The 21,956-nt window shown below is 72.1% G+C and carries 19 protein-coding genes and 1 pseudogene; 5 read left to right on the forward strand and 15 right to left on the reverse strand.

Going from position 1 to position 21,956, the window contains the following annotated elements:
• Positions 1-103 precede the first annotated feature (103 nt).
• Complete coding sequence (locus SM418_RS20040; RefSeq protein ID WP_371942511.1) at positions 104-601, forward strand: hypothetical protein; 498 nt, start codon at positions 104-106, stop codon at positions 599-601.
• A 3-nt stretch (positions 602-604) separates the two neighbouring features.
• Here the strand turns inward: SM418_RS20040 and ptsP are convergent, their stop codons facing one another.
• From ptsP to nagA, 7 genes and pseudogenes are all read right to left on the reverse strand, one after another.
• Positions 605-2,287: a phosphoenolpyruvate--protein phosphotransferase gene (gene ptsP / locus SM418_RS20045; protein WP_371942510.1), complete on the reverse strand. Its 1,683-nt coding sequence runs from the start codon at positions 2,285-2,287 to the stop codon at positions 605-607.
• A gap of 3 nt (positions 2,288-2,290) precedes the next feature.
• Positions 2,291-2,563 (reverse strand): HPr family phosphocarrier protein, encoded by a 273-nt coding sequence (locus SM418_RS20050; protein WP_371942651.1) that lies wholly within the window; start codon positions 2,561-2,563, stop codon positions 2,291-2,293.
• Between the two features lie 141 nt (positions 2,564-2,704).
• A pseudogene (locus SM418_RS20055) lies at positions 2,705-3,253 on the reverse strand (HAD family hydrolase); the annotation flags it as partial.
• Positions 3,254-3,284: 31 nt separating this feature from the next.
• On the reverse strand, positions 3,285-3,734 hold the full coding sequence (locus SM418_RS20060) for a PTS sugar transporter subunit IIA (protein ID WP_371942509.1): 450 nt from the start codon (positions 3,732-3,734) through the stop codon (positions 3,285-3,287).
• A 68-nt stretch (positions 3,735-3,802) separates the two neighbouring features.
• A complete protein-coding gene (locus SM418_RS20065) occupies positions 3,803-4,036 on the reverse strand; it encodes a PTS sugar transporter subunit IIB (RefSeq protein ID WP_371942508.1) in 234 nt (77 codons plus the stop codon).
• Positions 4,037-4,064: 28 nt separating this feature from the next.
• Positions 4,065-5,105 carry an SIS domain-containing protein gene (locus tag SM418_RS20070; protein WP_371942507.1) on the reverse strand — a complete coding sequence of 347 codons (1,041 nt, stop codon included), beginning with the start codon at positions 5,103-5,105 and terminating at the stop codon, positions 4,065-4,067.
• A complete protein-coding gene (gene nagA / locus SM418_RS20075) occupies positions 5,102-6,262 on the reverse strand; it encodes an N-acetylglucosamine-6-phosphate deacetylase (protein ID WP_371942506.1) in 1,161 nt (386 codons plus the stop codon). The genes SM418_RS20070 and nagA overlap by 4 nt, the downstream gene beginning before the upstream one ends.
• 278 nt (positions 6,263-6,540) lie before the next feature.
• Here nagA and SM418_RS20080 point away from each other — a divergent pair, with 278 nt between their 5' ends.
• The 3 genes from SM418_RS20080 to SM418_RS20090 all read left to right on the forward strand — a co-directional run bounded on the left by SM418_RS20080 (position 6,541) and on the right by SM418_RS20090 (position 9,335).
• Complete coding sequence (locus tag SM418_RS20080; protein WP_371942505.1) at positions 6,541-7,281, forward strand: GntR family transcriptional regulator; 741 nt, start codon at positions 6,541-6,543, stop codon at positions 7,279-7,281.
• 21 nt (positions 7,282-7,302) lie between these two features.
• Complete coding sequence (locus SM418_RS20085) at positions 7,303-8,676, forward strand: PTS transporter subunit EIIC (RefSeq protein ID WP_371942504.1); 1,374 nt, start codon at positions 7,303-7,305, stop codon at positions 8,674-8,676.
• A gap of 191 nt (positions 8,677-8,867) precedes the next feature.
• Entirely contained in the window at positions 8,868-9,335 is a 468-nt protein-coding gene (locus SM418_RS20090; RefSeq protein ID WP_371942503.1) for an Rv3235 family protein, read from the forward strand.
• Between the two features lie 50 nt (positions 9,336-9,385).
• Here the strand turns inward: SM418_RS20090 and secA are convergent, their stop codons facing one another.
• The gene (gene secA / locus SM418_RS20095; RefSeq protein ID WP_371942502.1) at positions 9,386-12,268 is read right to left on the reverse strand and encodes a preprotein translocase subunit SecA; all 2,883 of its coding nucleotides are present in this window, start codon (positions 12,266-12,268) and stop codon (positions 9,386-9,388) included.
• Between the two features lie 184 nt (positions 12,269-12,452).
• On the opposite strand from secA, the gene SM418_RS20100 reads away from it, so the two are divergent.
• On the forward strand, positions 12,453-12,794 hold the full coding sequence (locus SM418_RS20100) for an HGxxPAAW family protein (protein WP_371942501.1): 342 nt from the start codon (positions 12,453-12,455) through the stop codon (positions 12,792-12,794).
• Positions 12,795-12,943: 149 nt separating this feature from the next.
• Here SM418_RS20100 and SM418_RS20105 read toward each other — a convergent pair whose 3' ends face one another.
• From SM418_RS20105 to mtrA, 7 genes are all read right to left on the reverse strand, one after another.
• Complete coding sequence (locus tag SM418_RS20105) at positions 12,944-14,302, reverse strand: winged helix-turn-helix domain-containing protein (RefSeq protein ID WP_371942500.1); 1,359 nt, start codon at positions 14,300-14,302, stop codon at positions 12,944-12,946.
• Positions 14,303-14,417: 115 nt separating this feature from the next.
• Entirely contained in the window at positions 14,418-15,101 is a 684-nt protein-coding gene (locus SM418_RS20110; RefSeq protein ID WP_443098382.1) for a response regulator, read from the reverse strand.
• Positions 15,102-15,491: 390 nt separating this feature from the next.
• Positions 15,492-16,178: a ribosome hibernation-promoting factor, HPF/YfiA family gene (hpf, locus tag SM418_RS20115; protein WP_371942499.1), complete on the reverse strand. Its 687-nt coding sequence runs from the start codon at positions 16,176-16,178 to the stop codon at positions 15,492-15,494.
• A gap of 718 nt (positions 16,179-16,896) precedes the next feature.
• Positions 16,897-17,571, reverse strand: a complete 675-nt coding sequence (locus SM418_RS20120) for a ComF family protein (RefSeq protein ID WP_371942498.1) — start codon at positions 17,569-17,571, stop codon at positions 16,897-16,899.
• A 64-nt stretch (positions 17,572-17,635) separates the two neighbouring features.
• Positions 17,636-19,432 (reverse strand): LpqB family beta-propeller domain-containing protein, encoded by a 1,797-nt coding sequence (locus tag SM418_RS20125; RefSeq protein ID WP_371942497.1) that lies wholly within the window; start codon positions 19,430-19,432, stop codon positions 17,636-17,638.
• On the reverse strand, positions 19,429-21,066 hold the full coding sequence (gene mtrB / locus SM418_RS20130) for an MtrAB system histidine kinase MtrB (protein ID WP_371942496.1): 1,638 nt from the start codon (positions 21,064-21,066) through the stop codon (positions 19,429-19,431). Before mtrB ends, SM418_RS20125 begins: the two co-directional genes overlap by 4 nt.
• A 125-nt stretch (positions 21,067-21,191) precedes the next feature.
• Positions 21,192-21,869 (reverse strand): MtrAB system response regulator MtrA, encoded by a 678-nt coding sequence (mtrA, locus tag SM418_RS20135; RefSeq protein ID WP_021598338.1) that lies wholly within the window; start codon positions 21,867-21,869, stop codon positions 21,192-21,194.
• Between the last annotated feature and the right edge of the window lie 87 nt (positions 21,870-21,956).

The raw sequence follows: 21,956 nt of genomic DNA on the forward strand, positions 1-21,956 counted from the left end.
TATCGGGTCTTCGTATCGGTTTGCCTGGCGCGGGCCGCGCGATGGACGCGGACGCCGCTTCCCTGGGAGGATCGGGCCGCCTTCTTCCCCCAGGGAGGTCCCCGTGGCCGTCCGTCCGTTCCTCGCCGCCGTCCTGGTCGTGCTACCGCTGCTGGGCGCCTGCGGCGGGCAGGACAAGGTCACGATGCCGCCGCTCACCCCGGAGCCCGGCGACTCGCAGCTGGTCGACACGACGGGGACGGTGTCGGCGAAGGAGAGCTTCCCGGCGCGGCTGGCGCTCTACAAGTACCTGCGCGGCGTCGCGGCGGGGAACGCCCGGGTCTGCGCCTACCTGACGCCCGCCTACCAGCGGGAGGTCTTCGGCGGGCCCGCCGCGTGCCGCGCCGGGTTCGCGCAGGCCCGCGCGAGGCTGCGCCCGCAGGACGTCCTGGCGCTGCGCGGCGTCACCGTGCCGGTCTGCGAGCCGGGGCCGGGCAACGGCGACTACCTCGTCCGATTCGAGGACCTGGACTGGAAGGGCGAGCCCGCCCGTCCGGGCGGTCTCCTCACGGCGAGCTTCACCCTCAGCAGGTCCGGCGCCTACTGGCAGATCACGGCCTGACCGTCACAGCCCCAGATCGGGCAGCCCGGGGAGATGCGCGCGGGCCTCCTCGCGGGCCTGCTCGGCCGTGCGGGAACCGCGGGCGGCCTCCGCGGCCTGCCTGCACTGCTCCAGCGTGTGCCGCGCGAGGGCGGCCCGCACCAGCGGCAGGGACGGGGCGCTCATCGACAGCGACGTCACCCCGAGGCCGACCAGCACGCACGCCAGCGCCGGGTCACCGGCCGCCTCACCGCAGACGCCGCACGGGACCCCCGCGCCCGCCGCCGGGGCGACCAGGTCGAGGACGGCGGGCTGCCACGGATCCTGGAGGCGGGCGAGGCCGCCGAGCTGCCGGTCGGCCGCGCACGCGTACTGGGTCAGGTCGTTCGTGCCGATGCTGAAGAACTCCACCTCCCGCGCGAGGTCGCGGGCGCGGAGCGCGGCGGCGGGCACCTCCACCATGACGCCGGGGTGCTCGACGCCCGCGTCCCGGCACTGCCGCGCGAACCAGGCGGCCTCGCCCGCGTCCGTCACCATCGGCGCCATGACCTGCAGCTTCACGGTCAGGCCGGCGGCGGCGCGGGCGAGCGCGGCCAGCTGCGCCGACAACACGTCCGGGTGCCGCAGCGACATCCGCAGGCCGCGCTCGCCGAGCGCCGGGTTCGGCTCCTCGCCGGGCGCGGGCAGGAACGCGAGCGGCTTGTCGGCGCCGGCGTCGAGCGTCCGGACGACCACGCGGCCCGCCGGGAACGCCTCCAGCACCTTCCGGTACGCCTCCTCCTGCTCCGCGCCGGACGGCGGGGTCGCGCGGTCCAGGAACAGGAACTCGGTGCGGTACAGGCCGACGCCCTCGGCGCCGTTCGCGACCGCCGCCTCCAGGTCCTTCGGGCCGCCGATGTTCGCCAGCAGCGGGATCGCGCGGCCGTCGGCGGTGGCGCCCGGCCCGGTGAACTCCGCCAGCAGGGACGCGCGGGCCGCGGCGCCCTCGCGCGCCGCGCGCACGTCCTCCTCGGACGGGTCGACGCGCACCGTCCCGGCGGCGCCGTCGACGAGGACGCGGGTCCCGTCGGCGAGCGACGTCGCGCCCGGCAGCGCCACGACGGCGGGCACGCCCATCGTCCGGGCGATGATCGCGGTGTGGCTGGTCGGGCCGCCCTCCTCGGTCACGAACGCGACGACGCGTGCCGGGTCGAGGACGGCCGTGTCCGCCGGCGCGAGATCGCGGGCGACGAGCACGAACGGCTCGTCCGACTCCGGGACGCCCGGCATCGGCAGGCCGAGCAGCCGCGCGACCGCCCGGTCGCGGACGTCGTCCAGGTCGGTGACCCGGGCGGCCAGGTACTCGCCCGCCCCGGCGAGCATCTCCCGGTAGACGCCGAACGCCTCGAACACCGCGCGGGCGGCCGGCACGCCCTCGCCGACCCTGGCGCGGACGCCGTCGGCGAGACCGGGGTCGCGGGCCATCAGCGCCTGCGCGCCGAGCACGTCCCGGCCGTCGGTGTTGCCGGCCGCGGCGGCGCGCTCCCCGCGCTCCTCCAGGTCGGCGGCGACGGCCTCCAGCGCGGCCAGCGCCGTGTCGCGTTCGGCGCCGGCGTCGCCGCCGTGCCGGTCACCCGCGGGCGGCTCGGGGACGGCCCCGGCGATGCTCCGCACCGGCCCGGCGCCGACTCCCGGGCTGACGCCCGCGCCCCGCAGTACCTCCGGCACCGCTCAGGCCCCCTCAGGCTCCGGCATGGACAGCAGCCTCTCCAGGCCGTCGAGCAGTTCGTCGGCGCCGTCGCCGTCCGCGGACAGGACGATCTCCTCGCCGTGCCGCGCGTCCAGCCCCAGCACCGCGAGGATGCTCTTGGCGTTCACCGGGGCGCCGCCGCGCTTGGCCACCGTCACGTCCATCGGGGCCTTGGCCGCGGCCTGGACGAACAGCGCGGCCGGCCGCGCGTGCAGCCCCACCCTGGACTCGATCTTGACCTTGCGCTCGGTCACCGCACGCTCCCGTCGGTTCTGTCCCGGGCCCGGCACCCGCAGGGCGGGGCCCGGGACGAGGTTCACTTCCTGAAAATCGGCCACCACGTGGTCGGCCGCGGCGAGCGCCCCCGCCGGCTGCGTGGTGCCGACGCCCACGCAGGTCATACCCGCGGACTTCACGGCCGCGACGCCCGCCGGGGCGTCCTCGAACCCGACCGCCTCCTCCGGCGGGACGTCCAGGTCGCGCACGGCGGCCAGGTAGCCCTCCGGATGCGGCTTGCCGGTGGCGACGTCCCCGGCGGTCACCACGAGGTCGAGCAGGTCGCGGACGCCCAGCCCGTCCAGCAGCCGCTCGGCGTACGGGCGCTGGCCGGAGGTCACCACCGCGAGCGGCACGCCCGCGTCCGCCAGCGAACGGACGAGCCCGACGGCGCCGGGGACGGGCACGGCCGCCGGCATCCCCGGCATCAGCTCGTAGGAGACCACCTGCTCGAACAGCTCCTCGGCCGTCCGGCCGGGGAACAGGTGCGCGAGGTCGCCGAGCACCTCCAGCCCGCGCCGCCCCGCGAACGAGGCGATCAGTGCGTCGTCCCAGGGGACGCCGTGCGCGTCGAACAGCCGGGACCACATCACCCGGTTGCGCGGCTCGGTGTCGATCAGGGTGCCGTCGAGGTCGAACACCGCCGCGCCGAGTCCGATCACCGCCATGCGCTCACTTCCCGTGCTCACTTGCCCGTGCTCACTTCCATGTGAAGAGCTCGTCCCCCGACGTCACCTCGCCCGACTCGGCCACGTCGGACAGGGCGTCGCCGCCCGCGTCCAGCGCGACCACCGCGCAGACCGGGGAGCGTCCGCCCGCCTCGATCACCGCCGGGTTCCAGCCGACGACCGGCTGGCCGGCGGTGACCTCGTCGCCCTCGGCGGCGAGCAGGTCGAATCCCTCGCCCTTCAGCTTGACGGTGTCGACGCCGAGGTGGACGAGGACGCCGTGGCCCTCCGCGTCCACCACCACGTAGGCGTGCGGATGCAGCTTGACGAGCTTCCCGGCGACGGGGGCGATGGCGTGGCCGGGGCCCCGCACGGGGTCGACCGCGGTGCCCGGGCCCACCATGGCCTGGGCGAAGACCGGGTCCGGGACGCCGGCGAGGCCGACGACCCGGCCGGTGACCGGGGACAGTACTCGGGTCATCAGAGGGGGCCTTCCCTTGGTCTCGTGGACGGGGCTCAGTCTCGTGGAGGGTCGGTCTCGTGGACGGGTCAGTCGAGGATGTCCTCGATGTCGCTGGCGATGGTGTCGGCCTCGGGCCCCACGACGACCTGCACGACGGTGCCGCTGCGCATGACGCCGTACGCGCCCGCCTTCTTCAGCCCCGCCTCGTCGACCTTGGCGGCGTCGGAGACCTCGGTGCGCAGCCGGGTCGCGCACGGCTCGATCTCGATGATGTTGCCGGCGCCGCCCAGCGCCGCGATGATCGCCTCGGCCTTGTCCATGTCTCTCTTCTCTCGCTCGGGGGTCGGGTCAGTCGGTCTGGGTGACCTTGTTGAGCCCGCGGGGGACGTCGGGGTCGACGCCCAGTCTGCGGGCCAGGTTCTCGACCATGATCTGGCCGGGGACGATGAGGCCGAGCGGCGCCACCCATTCGGGCAGGCCCGGACCGGGCAGCGCGGCCGAGCACGCCGCCGCCAGCTGCGCGCCGCCGCCGACGCCGTAGGCGCGGGCGCCGGCGCCCTCGACCCGCCTGGCCAGCGCGACGGTACCGGTCAGCGTCGGCCCGGAGTCGGCGGCGACCAGCAGCGCGGGGGTCTGGTCGTCCACGACGGCGATCGGGCCGTGCAGCAGGTCCGCGTACGACAGGCCCATGGCGTGCAGGTAGCACGCCTCCTTGATCTTCAGCGCCAGCTCCAGGGCGGTGCCGAACGCGATGCCGCGCCCGGACACCACCGCGCCCGGCACCTTCGCCAGGGCCTCGACAATCTCGGGCAGCGCGGGCGACGCCTCGGTCAGCGCGATCATCCGGGCGACCTCGTCGGGGACGCGCCGCAGGTCGTCCACCGCGACGTCGGCGCCGAGGCCGAGGCCGAACACCGACAGCGCGGCGAGCTGCGTCGTGTAGGTCTTGGTGGCCGGGACCGCGATCTCCTCGCCCGCCCGCGTGACCAGCGCGATCTCGGCGGCCTCGGCCAGCGGTGACCCGGCGCCGTTGGTGACCGCGACCGTCCGGGCGCCGCAGTCCTTCGCCCAGTCGAGGGTCTCGACGATCTCCTCGGTCCGGCCGGACTGGCTGATCGCCACCGCGAGCACGCCGTCCAGGTCCAGCCTGCGCCGGTAGGCGGTGGCGACGGACGGCGCCGCGAGGGTCGCCAGCCGGCCGGCGTGCGCCTCCACCAGGTAGCGGCCGTACACCGCCGCGTTGTCGGACGATCCGCGCGCGATGAACAGCACCTGCCGGGTCTCGCGCGCGAGCGCCGCGATGTCGGGGATGCGCGGGAGGAGCGCGTCGATCGTCCTGCGGAGCGCGTCCGGCTGCTCACCGATCTCGGCGCGCATCTGACTGGTCATGATCCCCCTTCGAAGAGTTTCTGCCCGTTGACCCACGTGGTACGCGCCCGGTGGTCCGGCCCGAGCCAGACGAGGTCGGCGGCTGCGCCGGGCGTGATACGGCCGAGGTCGGAACGTCCGATGAGGTCGGCCGGAATCCGGGTCGCGGCGTCCACCGCGGCGGCCGGGTCGAGGCCGAGGCCGATCGCGTTGCCGACCGCCTCGTCCAGCCGGAGGCCGGAGCCGGCGATGGTGCCGTCGGCGCGCAGCGGCGGGCCCTGCTCGGGCATCGTGATGGGCTCGCCGCCGAGGTCGTAGATGCCCGGCGGCATCCCGGCGGACGAGGCCGCGTCGGTGACGAGCACGACCCGTCCCGGTGCCGCCCGGAACACGAGCCGCGCCACCTTGGCCGCCACATGGTGCAAGTCGAGGATGAGACCGGGGTGGAGCCGCCCGTCGATGAGCGCCTGCACGGCGACGCCCGGATCGCGGTGGCCGATGCCGGTCTGCGCGTTGAAGATGTGGGTGACCATGCGGGCGCCGGCGTCCGCCGCGGCCTCGACCTGGTCGGCGGTGGCGTCGCTGTGCCCGACGCTGACCAGCACGCCGGCCCCGGTCAGGGTGCGGATCGCCTCGAGCGCTCCGTCGCGTTCGGGCGCCAGGGTGACGAGTTTGACGAGGCCGGTCTCCAGCAGGGTCTCGATCGCGCCGGGCACCGGGTCGGTCAGGTGGGCGGCGTTGTGCGCGCCCTTGCGCTTCTCGGACAGGAACGGACCCTCGAGGTGGACGCCGAGGACGCGCGTGCCGTCCGGCAGGTTCGGCAGGAGGTCGCGGGTGCGCCGGAGGGCCGCGGCCTGGGTCGCGACCGGCGCGGTGATGAACGTGGGGAGGAACGCGGTCACTCCGGTCTCGGGGAGGCGGGAGACGACGGTGTGCCAGGCGGGCTCGCCGGCGTCCACCATGTCGTGGCCGAAGAAACCGTTGACCTGAAGATCGATCAGGCCGGGAGCGAGCAGGCCACCGGTGAGGACGACGTCGGGCTTCCCTGCCGGACGTCCCTCGCCGGCCTCGGCGATGACTCCGTCCACCACCCGGACGTATCCAGGGGAGACGACGCGGGTAGGACTGCCCGCGGGGGTGATGATCATGCGGTCGGCCGAGATCAGTGGTGATGCCATGGTGCGCGCTCTCTGTGACGCGATCGATCGCGGTCGTTTCCTCCGGGCTCCAACTGGTCTAGTCCGGACTAGACCGGTACGCACCATACTCCACGAATCGGAGAGAGATGAAGATGCGAGGCGGAACCCGGTCGTCATTGACATGCCTTTCGATCCTGTGGTCTAGTCCGGCCTAGACCAGTACGAACCGAATCGAACAGCTTCCACCTCGCCCGCCAGTCCACCCCGCCGAAACCCCGGCCCCCGTCGATCCGGCCCCCCGGCCATCGAGGACCCCCGTGACCAGCATCGATCCGCGCAGTCCGGTACCGAAGTACTTCCAGCTCCGCGCCATCCTCCTCGACCTCATCGAGAGCGCGGAACTGCCCGTCGACGCCCCGATCCCGTCGGAGCGCGAGCTGTGCGTCCGGTACGAGCTGTCCCGCATGACCGTCCGGCAGGGCGTCGACCAGCTCGTCTCCGAGGGGCGGCTCTACCGCGTCCCCGGGAAGGGCACGTTCGTCGCCCGTCCGAAGATCGAGATGCCGCTGCGGCTCGTCTCCTTCACCGAGGACATGCTGGCCCGCGGGTTGCGGCCGGGCGCGATCGACCTCGACCGCCGGACCGTCCCGGCCGACGCGCGGCTCGCCCGGATCTTCGGGGTCGAAACCGGCACCGGGATCCACGTCATCGAACGCCTGCGCACCGCCGACGGGGAGCCCATGGCCCTGGAGCGCGCGCACATCCTGGCCTCCCTCGCACCCGACCTGCTCGACCGCCGGCTCGCGGACCGCTCCCTCTACGGCGTCCTCGAAGCGGTGTACGGGCTGGTCTTCGACGCGGGCGACCAGACCATCGACGCCAGCCTGGCCGACGCCACGGACGCCAGGCACCTGCAGATCGCCCGGGGCAGTGCCGTGCTGCTGCTGCAACGCCGCTCGTACACCGCGGGAGTGTGCGCCGAGCTGGGCGTGTCGACCTACAGGGCGGACCGATACCAGATCCACACGGCGCTAGGGAACCCCCCGCCGCGTTCCTGAACCCCTAGGAGGAGCCTCGCGATGACCGCGACAACAGTGGACTCCGCACCGCGCCGAGGGTCCAGCACCCTCGCGGTGCTGCAGCGGATCGGCCGCAGCCTCATGCTGCCGATCGCGGTGCTGCCCGCCGCCGCCCTGCTGCTGCGCTTCGGCCAGGCCGACATGCTCGGCGCCGACGGCCTCGGCTGGGACCGCGTCGCCGAGATCGTCGGCGAGGCCGGCAACGCGCTGTTCGCCGCCCTGCCGCTGCTGTTCGCCGTCGGCGTGGCGATCGGCTTCGCCAAGAAGTCCGACGGCTCCACCGCGCTCGCCGCCGTGGTCGGCTACCTGGTCTTCGACCGGGTCTCCAAGATCATGTTCTCGCACACCGAGGAGCTCAAGGGCAACGTCCTGATCACCAAGGTGGCGGACGGGGCGCAGGCGCAGGTCATCGACTGGGGGGCCAAGAACCCGACGGACGTCCTCGGCGGCATCCTGATGGGCGTCATCGCCGCGCTGCTCTACCAGCGGTACTACCGGATCAAGCTGCCGACGTGGCTGGCGTTCTTCGGCGGCCGCCGGTTCGTGCCGATCGTCACCGCCCTCGCCGGGCTCGCGCTCGGCATCGCGATCGGCTTCGTCTGGCCGTTCCTCGGCAGCTGGCTCACCGACTTCGGCGAGTGGATCACCGGGGCGGGCGCGGCCGGCGCCGGCGTCTACGGCGTCGTCAACCGGCTGCTGCTGCCCTTCGGCCTGCACCACATCCCGAACTCGCTGATCTGGTTCGTGTTCGGCACCTACGACGGCCCGGACGGCGCCGTCCACGGCGAGATCAACCGCTACCTGGCCGGCGACCCCAGCGCGGGCGGCTTCCTCGCCGGGTTCTTCCCCGTGCTGATGTTCGGCCTGCCCGGCGCCGCGCTGGCCATCTGGCACGCCGCGCCCAAGCACCGGCGGCCCGCGGTCGGCGGCATCATGATCTCCGCCGCGCTCACCGCGTTCGTCACCGGCGTCACCGAGCCGATCGAGTTCGCGTTCATGTTCGTCGCGCCCGTCCTGTACGGGGTGCACGTCGTCCTCACCGGCATCTCGATGGCCGTCCTGGAGGCCGCCGGCGCCAAGCTCGGCTTCGGCTTCTCCGCCGGGCTCATCGACCTGCTGCTGAACGCCCGCAAGGAGAACACGTCGGGGCTCCTGCTGATCCTCGGCATGGGCGTCCTGTACTTCTTCCTCTACTACTTCATCTTCAGATTCCTGATCACGAGGTTCAACTTCGCGACCCCGGGCCGGGAGCCCGAGGGCGAGGAGTCGACCGCCGCCGACCCGGCCGCCAGCCCCGAACTCGCCGGCGGCGAGAAGAGGAGGCGCGACCGCAAGGGCACCGCCGAACCACAGGACTCCCCCGCGGGCGGCTGACGCTCCTCCCGGAGCGCCGCGACGTCCCGCACCCTGTCGCGGCGCTCCCTCCACGGGGTCCGCCGACCTACCGGCCGCGCTTCCGAAGAGGGGTGGCTTGACGGGGCTGTTACGGCGGCGGCCGTATGTGGTCAGAATGTATTTCCTGCGAGCCGCGCGACTCCTGTCTCTAAACGACTCAGGAGGTTTTCATGCGCCGACGTACGAGCACGCGCGAGGCGGTCCGGATCGTTCGGTACCGTCCGCCCGCCACTCAGGGGGCGCTGGCGCTCCGGCCCGTCGCGGTACCGGTGCGGGGGCCGGGGCTGCGGGTCGTGCGGCCCGGGGACGGGGTGGAGGCCGAGGTGCGGGCGGTCGCCGGGGCGGCCGTGCGGCTCGTCGTCGAGGTGCTGGCGGGGACGCGACCGGCGCATCAGCTCTCGCTCGTGGCCGTCCCCGCGGTATGCCGGGTGGTCGCCTCGCACGGGGGCGTGGGAACGCGCGGGAGACGGGTCGTCCCGCCGAAGGTGCTGTCCAGCAGGGTGCAGCGGCCGTCGCCCGCGGTGGCGGAGGCCGTCGCCGTGGTGGTCGTGGCCGGACGCGTCCACGCGCTGGCCCTTCGGCTCGAGCACGCGCGGGGGCGGTGGCGCTGCACCGCCCTGGAGACGACCGCCCCCTGACATGCGGAAACGGCCTCCCGGGCCCACCGGGAGGCCGCTTCGCGCGCGTCCTACTTGCTCTTGTTGCGCGGGTCGCCGTGGCAGCGCTTGAACTTCTTGCCCGAGCCGCAGGGGCACGGGTCGTTGCGGTTCACGCCCGCGTACTCGTCCTCGGTCTCCTCGCTGTGCAGCTCGACGCCGCCCTCACCGTCGACGGTCGGGGCCGAGTACTCCAGCTTCTTCGGACGGGACGGCTTCTCCAGCCCCTTCGCCTTGATGGCGGGGACCTCGTCGGCCTCCTCCACGTCGCCGGCGACGGCGCCCTCGTCCTCCTCGGCGCCCGCCTCCACCGCGGGGGCGGACTTGGCGACCGAGACGGGCGCGGCGCCGACGGTGGGGGCCTCCGGCTGCTCCTCGACCTCGACCTCGAGGTTGAACAGGTAGCCGACCGACTCCTCCTTGATGCCGTCGAGCATGGCGTTGAACATGTCGTAGCCCTCGCGCTGGTACTCCACCAGCGGGTCGCGCTGCGCCATGGCCCGCAGGCCGATGCCCTCCTGGAGGTAGTCCATCTCGTAGAGGTGCTCGCGCCACTTGCGGTCGAGCACCGAGAGGATGACGCGGCGCTCCAGCTCGCGCATGACCTCCGAGCCGAGCTCCTCCTCGCGCTTGTCGTAGGCCGCCTGGGCGTCGTCGCGGAGCTTCTCGGCGAGGGTCTCGGCGTCCAGCCCGGAGATGTCGCCGTCGACCTCCTCGACCAGCTCGTCCACCGTGATCGAGACCGGGTAGAGCTGCTTGAACGCCTTCCACAGCTTGTCGAGGTCCCACTCCTCGGCGAAGCCCTCGCCGGTGGCGCCCGCGACATAGCCCGCGACGACCTCGTCGATCATGCCGCGGATCTGCTCGTGCAGGTCCTGGCCTTCCAGCACCTTGCGGCGCTCGGCGTAGATGACTTTGCGCTGCCGGTTCAGGACCTCGTCGTACTTCAAGACGTTCTTGCGCATCTCGAAGTTCTGCTGCTCGACCTGGCTCTGCGCCGACTTGATCGCATTGCTGACGATCTTGGACTCGATCGGCACGTCGTCCGGGATGTTCAGCCGGGTCATGATCGACTCGACGCGGGCCGAGTTGAACAGCCGCATCAGGTCGTCCTCCAGCGACAGGTAGAACCGGGACTCGCCCGGGTCGCCCTGCCGGCCGGACCGTCCGCGCAGCTGGTTGTCGATGCGCCGCGACTCGTGCCGCTCGGTGGCGAGGACGTACAGGCCGCCGACGTCGACGACCTCCTCGTGCTCGCCCTTCACGGCCTCCTTGGCCTTCTCCAGCGCCTCCGGCCAGGCCTCCTCGTACTCCTCGGGCGTCTCCAGCGGGTTCAGGCCGCGCTGGTGCAGCTCGAGGTCGGCGCGGAAGTCGGGGTTGCCGCCGAGCATGATGTCGGTGCCGCGGCCCGCCATGTTCGTCGCGACGGTGACGCCGCCCTTGCGGCCCGCCTCCGCGACGATCGCCGACTCCTGCTCGTGGTGCTTGGCGTTCAGCACCTGGTGCGGGATGCCGCGCCGCTTGAGCATCTTGCTCAGCTTCTCGGACTTCTCCACCGACGTCGTGCCGACCAGGACCGGCTGGCCCTTCTCGTGCCGCTCGGCGATGTCGTCGACGACGGCCTCGAACTTGGCCTGCTCGGTCTTGTAGACCACGTCCGCGACGTCGTCGCGGATCATCGGCTTGTTCGTCGGGATCGGCACGACACCGATCTTGTAGGTCTTGTTGAACTCCGCCGCCTCGGTCTCGGCGGTGCCGGTCATGCCGGACAGCTTGCCGTAGAGGCGGAAGTAGTTCTGCAGGGTGATCGTGGCGAGCGTCTGGTTCTCGTCCTTGATCGCCACGCCCTCTTTGGCCTCGATGGCCTGGTGCATGCCCTCGTTGTAGCGGCGGCCGTGCAGGATGCGTCCGGTGAACTCGTCCACGATCAGGACCTCGCCGTTCATGACGACGTAGTCCTTGTCGCGCTTGTACAGCTCCTTGGCCTTCAGCGCGTTGTTGAGGAAGCTCACCAGCGGCGTGTTCACCGAGTCGTACAGGTTGTCGATGCCGAGCCAGTCCTCGACCTTCTCGACGCCGGACTCGGTGATGCCGACGGTGCGCTTCTTCTCGTTCACCTCGTAGTCGCCGGGGCCGTACTCGTCGACCTGACCGGCGGTGCTGACCAGCTCGGCGCGCTTCAGCCGCGGGACGATCTTGGCGAACTCCGAGTACCACTTGGAGTTCTGCTCCGCCGGACCCGAGATGATCAGGGGCGTGCGGGCCTCGTCGATGAGGATCGAGTCGACCTCGTCCACGATCGCGAAGTTGTGGCCGCGCTGGACGCACTCCTCCAGGCTCCACGCCATGTTGTCGCGCAGGTAGTCGAACCCGAACTCGTTGTTCGTCCCGTAGGTGATGTCGCAGTTGTAGGCCGCGCGGCGCTCGTCCGGGGTCATCTGCGGGAGGATGACGCCGACCTCGAGACCGAGGAACTGGTGGACGCGGCCCATCCACTCGGCGTCGCGCTTGGCCAGGTAGTCGTTGACGGTGACCACGTGGACGCCGTCGCCGGACAGCGCGTTCAGGTAGGCGGGGAGCACGCAGGTCAGGGTCTTGCCCTCACCCGTCTTCATCTCGGCGATGTTCCCCAGGTGCAGCGCCGCGCCGCCCATCACCTGGACGTCGTAGTGGCGCTGGCCGAGGACGCGCTTGGCGGCCTCGCGCGCGGTCGCGAACGCCTCGGGCAGCAGGTCCTCCAGGGACTCGCCGTCGGCGATGCGCTCCCGGTACTTGTCGGTCAGCTCGCGCAACTCGGCGTCGCTCATCTCGAGGAAGTCCTCCTCGATCGAGTTGACCTGATCCGCGAGCTTCTTGAGCTTGCGCAGGGTTCGTCCCTCGCCCGCACGAAGGATCTTGTCGATGACTGGCGGCACTCTCGAAGGCTCCTTGCAGATCGTGGTTCACCGCTCCGGGCGGCACGCACACCACACGTACGATGCCATCGTAGGCGAGACCCAGAATGGTCTAGGTCACTCCGCAGCGCAATCCACAGCGGCTTCCGTTTGATTTTCCGACTCCCGGAGAGGATCCCTCACACCTCACAGGAGGGGAGGCGCAATGTCCAAAGGGTCCGCAGAGGGTTCGCACGCCGGACGGCCGAGTTCGTGGATCGCCGTCACCGTCATCTTCATCGGCTTCGTCATCGGCGGCGTCGCGCTCTGCCTCGGTCCGTCCTGGATCATGTTCTGGATCGGCGCCGGCGTCATCGTGGCCGGTTTCCTCGTCAGCTGGATGGTCCACCTCTTCTCGGACGTCGTGGTGGACGCACCCCGCGTGATCCCCGAGATCGTCGACTACTCCCTGTTCGGCTCGCGCACGTCCAAGCGCCGCGGCGGCGACCAGGGCGAGGTCCTCCGTACGCCGGTCGCGACCGACACCCAGGAAACCCCCCACGGCTGACCCGTTCCCCCGATGGTGGCCGGTCTCCTCACGGGGCCGGCCACTTCGCATATGTACGGATCCTCTCCCTTCTCAACGCCCCACCGCCTGCACCCATTCCGGTCGGTGGACGCCCGCGAGCGACGCCGCTACGGCCCGTCCAAGATCGGTCAGACCGGGGTGGCGGCGTCCAGGGCGGAGTCGATCAGGGCCCGTGGCAGCGGGGTGCGTTCCACACGGACGTCGTCGCAGCCGACCCAGGCTGCGGCGCGCCAGAGCGCGGTGGCGAGGGCCGCCGCCGAGGTTTCGGTGCGGGCGGCGGTGCGGGTCGCCCAGGGTTCCAGGGACGCCTGGCGGGCGATGAGGGTGCGGCCCTCGCGGGCCGGGTCGACCCGTCCGACGAGGCGGCCGCCGGCGAGCAGCGGCATCGCGAAGTATCCGTGGACGCGCTTGTCCTTCGGGACGTACGCCTCCAGGCGGTGGTCGAAGCCGAAGACGCGGGACGAGCGGGCGCGATCCCAGACGAGGGAGTCGAACGGCGAGAGCAGGGTGGTGGCGTGCCGGCCCCTCGGCGGGGCGGACAGCGCCGCGGGGTCGGCCCAGGCGGGCTGGGACCAGCCGGCGACCCGGGCGGGGACGAGCCCGGTCGCCTCGATCACCCGGTCGACCTGGTCCTTCTTGACCCGGTAGTAGTCGGCGAGGTCACCGCGGGTGGCCACGCCCAGCGCGCGTCCGGCCCGGGCGATCAGCGCGGTCAGGCAGGCGTCGTCGTCCGGGTCCTGCGCGAGCAGTTCGGACGGGACGGCACGCTCCGCGAGGTCGTAGACGCGGCGCCAGCCGACCCGCTCGACGCAGACGACCTCGCCGACGTCCAGCAGCCACTCGATGCCGATCTTGTGGTCGCTCCAGTCCCACCATTCGGCGCTCGCCTTGGCGCCGCCGAGCTCCTTGGTGGTCAGCGGGCCGTCCGCCTTCAGGCGGGCCCGGACCTGGTCGCAGACGCCCTCCGGCACCTTGTGCCAGCGCCACCCGCGCCGCAGGTACGCGCGCCGGCGGAACGCGAAGAGCGGCCAGTCGGCCATGGGAATCACGGACGCGGCGTGCGCCCAGTACTCGAACGCCGGATACTGGGCCGCGCCCCGCGAACCCGGAGCATGCCCGTTAGGACTCTGCCCGCCGCCTTCGCCGGGGGCGCCCCTGGTTCGCGAACCGTCGCCCCAGTAGGCGGTCTCGATGTCGCCTCGCCTCACCGGGCCGAGGCGGGCGTAGGGAACCAGCTCGTGGGACCGCGCCAGGACCGAGATCGTGTCGAGCTGGACGGCGCCGAGCCGCTCCAGCATCGCCGGGACCCCGCCCTTCGGACGTGCGCCCAGGAAGCCCTGGGCGCGAAGCTGGAGCCGCCGCGCCTCGTCCGCGCCGAGCTCGACCCCGCCGGATACACCTGTGCCGGATACGCCCGTGCCGGATGTGCCTGTACCCGATGTGCCCGTACCCGATGTGCCCGTGCCGGGTCCTGCTGCCTCTACCACGCCCGCGATGCTACGACACGACACCGACAAAACCGGATTACCGGTCTCACCGCGCCCCGCGGGCCGGGCGGGCATGCGCGGAGGCGTCCGGGAGGGACGGGCCGGAAGCCGGCGGTCAGGTGATCTCCAGGAGCTTCTCGCGGACGGCGTAGACCACGGCCTCCATGCGGGAGTGGAGCTGGAGCTTCTCCAGGATGTTGCGGACGTGGTTCTTCACCGTGTTCTCGGAGATGAACAGCTCGCGGGCGATCTCCCGGTTGCCGAGGCCGCGGGCGACGAGCCGCAGCACCTCCATCTCGCGGTCGGTGAGGCGCGGCGCGGGGACCTGCTGCGTCCGCTCCTCGCTGCTCTTGGCCAGCGCGGCGAACTCGGTGATGAGCTTGGACGCCATCGACGGGCTGATCAGCGACTGGCCGCCGTACACCGCACGGACGGCCTGCGGGACCTCGTCGATGGAGATCTCCTTGAGCAGGTAGCCGCTGGCCCCCGCCTTGATCGCCTCGAAGAGGTCCTCCTCCTCGTCGCTGATGGTCAGCATGACGATCTTGGCGCTGGGCGCGGCGTCCTTGATGGCGGTGCACGCCTCGATGCCGCTGCGGCGCGGCATCCGGATGTCCATCAGGACGACGTCGGGCAGCAGGTCGCCGGCCATCTCGACGGCCTCGTGCCCGTCGCCGCCCTCGCCGATGACCTCGATGTCGTCCTCGCCTTGGAGGACCATCTCCAGGCCCCTGCGGAACAGGGCATGGTCGTCGACGATGAGCACGCGGATGGGGTCGGCCGCCCCGCCCTGCGGCACCGCCTCCCGGCCGGCGGGGGCGGCGCCGGCGCCGGCCTGACGGGGCACCGCCGCGGCGTCGCGAGTCTCGGGGTTCTCGCTCACCAGAGTCGCGGCGTGGAGGAGACGCCGCTTCCCCCCTTCACTATTCAGCGATCTGGAACTACCGGAAGGTTGTCGTCCATCGGGTCGTCCTCGGGAACTTACGGGGTCCGGGGACGCGCCCGGGGGATTTCGGACCGGGGTGTCTCCCGATCAACCGCCGCGCGCCCCGGGAAGGTTCCCGGGACGCGCCGCGTCCGTGGATCGGCTGATGCGCCTTTTCAGATCATGACATGGTTCGGGAGGTGACGTGACGCGTCCGCCGCATCACCGGGCCCGGTTCCGGCGGCCGGCGCCGGGCGGGCGGGTTCACTCTTCGACAAGCCTGATGACGCCGTAGTCCCAGCCTCTTCTCCGGTATACGACCGAGGGGTGCCCGGTGGCCTTGTCCCGGTACAGGAAAAAGTCGTGGCCGACGAGTTCCATCTCGAACAGAGCCTGCTCGATGCCCATCGGCTCGGCCTGGTGGAACTTCTCGCGGACGATGAGGGGGCCGTCGCCGTCCATGGGGATCGGCACGAGGTTCTCGTCCTGGGAGATGGGTTCGGTCTCGGCGCCGACCTCCGCCTCGGCCGGTTCGGCAGGCTCGGCGGCGGCCTCCGCGGGTTGTTCGGGGACGGGTTCGGGGAGCGCCTCGGGGAGCGTCTCCATCGTCGCGAGCTTGGCGCGGCCCTTGCCGTGGCTCTTGAGGCCGTGGCCCTTGCGCCGTTCGGAGTCGCGGCGCAACCGCGACTCCAGCTTGTCGAGCGCGAGGTCGAGGGCGCCGTACCGGTCGTCGGCGGCCGCCTCGGCCCGGACCACCGGGCCGCGGGAGCGGATCGTCAGCTCCACTCGTTCGCGCTGGTCGGCAAGGCGCGGGTTTCGTTCCTCGGACACCTCCACATCCACGCGGATGACCTTCTGGTCAAGCCGTTCGATCTTGGCCAGTTTGCCGTCGACGTGCCGACGGAACCTGTCGTTGATCTCGGTGTGCCGGCCCCTCACGGTGATGTTCACGCGGGACCCCCCTTCTCCCGGTTGCGCTTGTCGCCCTTCCCGGGACCCTGCCGGTCCCGGACGGGCACCACAGGACGGTGGGTCGCACCCGCCCGGCCGACCTGGTCTTCGTCCCCACATCCGCCTGCTGAGGGGCTCGCGGCGCTCTCGCCACTACTGCCCTTCTCCCGGTTCGGGGGATGTCGGATCCCTCGATGGGGCAGGACTTACCTCTAAGGCGCACCGTGATCGGTCGACGAGAAGTCGCCTTACGTGGGCCGTTTCGCCTGCGCCTGGCATCGGCTAGCCGGATCGTCTGCCGTGCTCCTGACGAGCACTGCGATCCAGCGCAACCACGGACCCGGGCGGGTGCCATGTCAGGAACGCTAACCCCTTACGCGTCGAATGTCAGGAGGGTGGGCTGAGGAAAAACTCACGGACCGTCATCGGCGCCCGCCGCAGCCGGCTTCCCCGGCATCTCCCGGACCCTCGTCACCTGCCGTGAACGCCGCCGTGCCCGGCGTTCCCGCCGCCTGGCACCCGCGCAGGTCAGCTGGTACTGACCGTGAGGTGAGTTTGGGAAATCTCTCCCCCTCGCATGACTCGGTGTGACCTGAATAACCCCAGACACCCCCTCAAGTCCGACAAGCCGGACACCGTCCAGCTACGCAACGTAGCTAACTGCCGCCCGCCCGATGAAAAGTGAAGAAAGTCACCATTGCCCGACTTTCTCGACCGGTCACCGGGGGCGGCGGCGCGGAGTCGCCGCGATGGCGGCCGCGCCGGTGACGTCCGCACCGGCGGCGTGCAGGGCTCGTGCGGCCTCGGCCAGCGAGGCGCCCGTCGTGACCACGTCGTCCACCAGCACGACCCGGCTCCCGGCGACGTGGGCCCGCACCTCGACGGCGCCGTGCAGGTTGGCGGCGCGCTGAACGGCCGTGAGCCCGGCCTGGTCGGCCACACCGCCCCGCTGCCGCAGGGCGTCCGCCATGGTCACCGGCACGCCGTCCGCCCGCAGCCGCCGCACCGCGACCTCGGCCAGGCCCCGCAACGGATCATGCCCGCGCCGCCGCACGGCCTTCCGCCCCGAAGGCACCCACACCGCCACCACCGCCGCCGGCGGGTCGGGGCCGGGCGTGAGGGCGGCTTGGACGGCCGTTGCCAGGGCTTCGCCTAAGGGAACGGCCAGGGCCGTCCGGCCACGTTCCTTGTAGGCGGCCAGGATCGCGCGGAGGGGCCCCTCGTAGGCGGCGACCGTCCAAGGGGAAGGGAGACCGGCCGGCGCGAGCCTGACGGGCCGTGCGGACTCGCGCAGGGGTTTCAGGCAGGCGGAGCAGAGCAGCACCGGCTCCCGCCCGCACCCCGCGCACCGCTCGGGCAGCAGCAGATCGATCAAGTCATCGAAGAATCCCACGCGCCCGACGATGCCGCCCCGCGCCCGTCCCCGTCCCGCACTCCCCAACCTGTGGACAACTCCGTCAGCGGGGGTAGCTGGGGTCCTTGGCGGGGGTGGGGCAGATCCAGGGGCTGTAGGAGTTGCTCGGGGCGCGCTGGCGGCAGATCTGGTCCTTGCCGGACGACCGGGTGCCGATGAGGATCGGGGCGCCGGGCGCGGCCGCGATCGTGCGGGGCTCGCCCAGGGAGCCGACGCCCAGGGACGTGATGGCGCTGCCGCTGATCGGCATCAGGAACGGGAGGGTCTGCGAGTCGCGCTTGGCGCGGCCGAGAACGGCGAAGGTGCCGTAGTCGCGCCAGGCGAGGTCGACGGCGTCCTGGAGCTCGGAGCTCACCGGGAGGAAGGAGCCGACGTCGAGGGAGCCGTCGGGGTCGTGGGCGATGCGGCCGAGCTGCACCTGCGGGCGGCCGTCGATGCGGGCGATCACGGCGGCGCGGACGCCGTCGCGGGCGACGCGGAAGGCGAGCACCTCGCGGCCGCCGAGGCCCCAGTGGGCGGCGCGGGCGGGCGCCTTGCCGGGGCGGCGCACCCACAGCCACGACTCGTCCTTCTTGCTCTCCACGACCCACAGGGTGCCGTCGTGGCTCCAGTACGGGGCCGTGAAACGGGCCCCCTCGTGCGCGGTGAGCAGGACCCGGGAGGCGGGCGAGCCGGTGACCGGCGCGGCGACGAGCATCTGGGTCCCGTCGCTGCTGAGGCCGGCGAACTCCTGGTAGCCGGGGGCGACGGCGGGACGGGACAGGCGCCCCGCCGGGCCGGTCACGACGGGCTGGGCGCGGTCGCCCTCCAGGCTGCCGAGGAAGCCCGACGGGCCGGTCACGTAGGCGTTCTGGTGGGCGCCGTCGTGCGGAAGCTGGCCGTCGGGCGAGTTCTCCTCCCACCCGTTCATGGGCTGGGTTGCGTCCATGCCGTCGGGGACGACGGTCTCCCCGTCGATCCGCAGCCGCCACTGCTTGATCTCCGACAGCTGCCGCATCGTCCAGCTGAGCTGGGCCGACATCCGTTCGATGTCGCCGCCGGCGGCCTCCTTGGTGAGGTCGACGGTCGCGACCTCCTTGTCGATCTGGACGGTGCGGCGCAGCCGGGTGCCCTCGGGGAACGCGCTGTCGACGGCGCCCGCGAGCCAGGACGTCGGCCCGGCGAGCAGCGCCTGGACGAGCTGCGTCGGCAGCGACCGCCGGTTGGCGACCGGCAGGAAGACCCCGTTCGGGACGAGGGTCTGCCGGTCGGGCGCGAAGAAGAACAGGTTGACGGTGCGCATGGCGCGCTCGACGTCGTCCTTGGTGAGCAGGAGGCCGGACTTCTCGTCGCCGGGCAGGCCGGTGATGCGCCAGACGCCCTGCGGGGTCTTGGCGAGCTGGAAGGTGGTGTCGAGGCTCTTCGGGGACGCGGTGTACTGGCCGTCGGCGGTGATGGTGCCGACTTCCTCGCCGGTGATCCGGACGGTCGCCTGGTTCCCGGACGACTTGATCACGTGCGGGTCGGTGACGCGGCTCGCGAGGACGGTCACCGACGGGCGCAGCCCGGGGTTCCAGGAGGTCTGCCCGTTCAGGTACATCTTGGCGACCTTGTGGCCGTCGTCGAAGCTGCCGGACGCGGCGAGGAACCCGGAGACGATCTCGGCGGGCCCCCAGTCGGGCCGCGGTTTGACCGGGATCAGCCGGACGTAGGGGTCGTCGACGCGTTCGGCGCGTTCGGCGGGTTTGCCGCTGATGACCTGCCCGCCGCTCGGCACGCTCGCGCATCCGGCGCCGCCGAAGACGAGGACGGCCAGCGTCAGCAGGCCGGCGATGCGCCGGGTCCCGGTGCAGGCGCTCATTCGCCGGCCTCCAGTTCCGCGAAGAGCGGGCGCGCGTCTCCGGCCCCCGGCGGGACGAGCGGCAGCGGCGATCCCCGGAGCTCGGCTCCGGCGACGCGGGGCAGCGACAGGCGGAACTGGGAGCCCGCGGCGGGCTCGCCCCACGCCTGCAGCCAGCCGCCGTGGAGCTGGGCGTCCTCGCGGGAGATCGACAGGCCGAGCCCGGTGCCGCCGGTGGTGCGGGCGCGGGCCGGGTCGGCGCGCCAGAAGCGGTCGAAGACCATCTGCCCCTCCCCCGGTTTGAGGCCGACCCCGTGGTCGCGCACGGCGACGGCGACGGCGTCGCGGTCGGCGGCGACGGAGATGACGATGTCCTCGCCCTCGCCGTGCTCGACGGCGTTGACGAGGAGGTTGCGCAGGATGCGTTCGACGCGGCGCCGGTCGACCTCGGCCATGCACGGTTCGCCGGGCAACTGCAGGACGACCTTGCTGCCCTTGCGTTCGGCGAGGCCCTGGATGTCGCCGACGACGCGCAGCACGAGGTCGCGCATGTCGAGGGACTCGGCGTCCAGCGTCGCCGCGCCCGCGTCGTGCCGGCTGATCTCCAGCAGGTCGGCGAGCAGCGACTCGAACCGCTCCAACTGGCTCTGCAGCAGCTCGGCGGACCGTCCGACGGCGGGGTCGTCGAAGGTCTCGCGGTACTCGTAGAGCATGTCGGCGGCGATCCTGATGGTGGTCAGGGGCGTGCGCAGCTCGTGCGAGACGTCGGAGACGAACTGCCGCTGGACCTGCGAGAGGTCCTCCAGCTCGCCGATCTTCTCCTGGAGGTTCGCGGCCATGTCGTTGAAGGAGCGGGCGAGGCGCGCCAGGTCGTCCTCGCCGCGGACCCTCATGCGCTCTTCCAGGCGCCCTGCGGCGAGTCTCTGCGCGCCTTGGGCGGCGAGCCGTACCGGTATGACGACCTGCCGCGTGACGAGGGAGGCGATCGCGGCCAAGAGCAGCACCAGGACGATGCCCACTCCGGCTAGGGAGCGGCTCACGTTGGTGAGGGTCTGCTGTTCCTGCGTCAGCGGGAACAGGTAGTACAGCTCGAACTGACCTGTCCGGCCGCCGACGATGAGGCCGCGTTCGTCCGGCGCGCCCCCGAGGTAGGAGAGCCTGCCGTAGGTGTAGGCGCGCGAACCCGCGGGCGCGGTCTTCAGTTCCTCGCGGAGCCGCTTGGGGACGCTCTCCGGCCGCAGCTCGTTGGTCGTGTAGCCGTCGAAGTACTGCTCGTTGGTGTCGCGGATGTAGACCTCGTAGAGCCCGGACGGGCCGCTACGCGACTTCAGGCGGTCGATGGTCGAGTTGAGCCTGCTGCCGTCCCCGGCGGAGTTGCCCAGGTCGCGCTGGACCTGCGCCAGGCCGTCGTCCAGTTGGAGGCGTGCCGCCTTGACCTTGCCGTCCATGAGCGCCGACGACACCTGCTGCATCAGGAACGCGCCCAGGATCGCCACCACGATCGCGGAGATGAACAGCGTGGACGTGACGACGCGCACCTGGATCGACCGGCGCCAGCGCAGGTAGGCGGCGCCGACGGCGCCGGCGACGGAGCGCCGCGCCGCTCCCAGGCCGCGCCGGACGAACCGCTTCGCCCTCCTCAGGTCAGCCTTCATGAGGAGATCGCGACGCGGTGGGCGGGTCCGCACGGGTACTGGACGTTCATCGGCGTGTCACACGGGGAACTGGGCGCTGTGCCGGGGAGGGCGCGGTGCCGGGTCGAGGGAGGGAGCGGCGGGGCTCAGGCGGGCCCCGCCTTGTAGCCGACACCGCGCACGGTGACGACGATCTCGGGACGTTCAGGGTCCTTTTCGATCTTGGCGCGGAGCCGCTGGACGTGCACGTTGACCAGCCGGGTGTCGGCGGCGTGCCGGTAGCCCCACACCTGCTCCAGCAGCACCTCGCGGGTGAACACCTGCCGGGGCTTGCGGGCGAGTGCGACGAGCAGGTCGAACTCCAGCGGGGTCAGCGGGATGTGCCGGTCGCCGCGCTTGACCGAGTGCCCGGCGACGTCGATGGTGATGTCGCCGATCTGCAGGGTCTCGGGGGCGGGCTCGTCGGTGCGGCGCAGCCGGGCCCGCACGCGGGCCACCAGTTCCTTGGGCTTGAAGGGCTTGACGATGTAGTCGTCGGCGCCCGACTCCAGGCCGAGGACGACGTCCACGGTGTCGCTCTTGGCGGTCAGCATCACGATCGGCACGCCGGACTCGGCGCGGATCTGGCGGCACACGTCGATGCCGTCGGCCCCCGGCAGCATCAGGTCGAGCAGCACGAGGTCGGGCCGGGTCTCCCGGAACGCCTCGAGCGCCTTGTCGCCGTCGTGCACGAACGAGGGCTCGAAGCCCTCGCCCCTCAGCACGATGCCGAGCATCTCGGCGAGCGCGAGATCGTCGTCGACGACCAGTACACGTCCTCTCATGGCCCTCATCGTCACAAAGTCGGGGTTCGGTGGAGTGGGGTGCGATGCTCCGGCGCCACCTTGCCAGGGAGAGATATACCTTGGCGT

This window comes from Actinomadura chokoriensis, from assembly GCF_041463665.1.
In the GTDB taxonomy this organism is placed as follows: domain Bacteria; phylum Actinomycetota; class Actinomycetes; order Streptosporangiales; family Streptosporangiaceae; genus Spirillospora; species Spirillospora chokoriensis_A.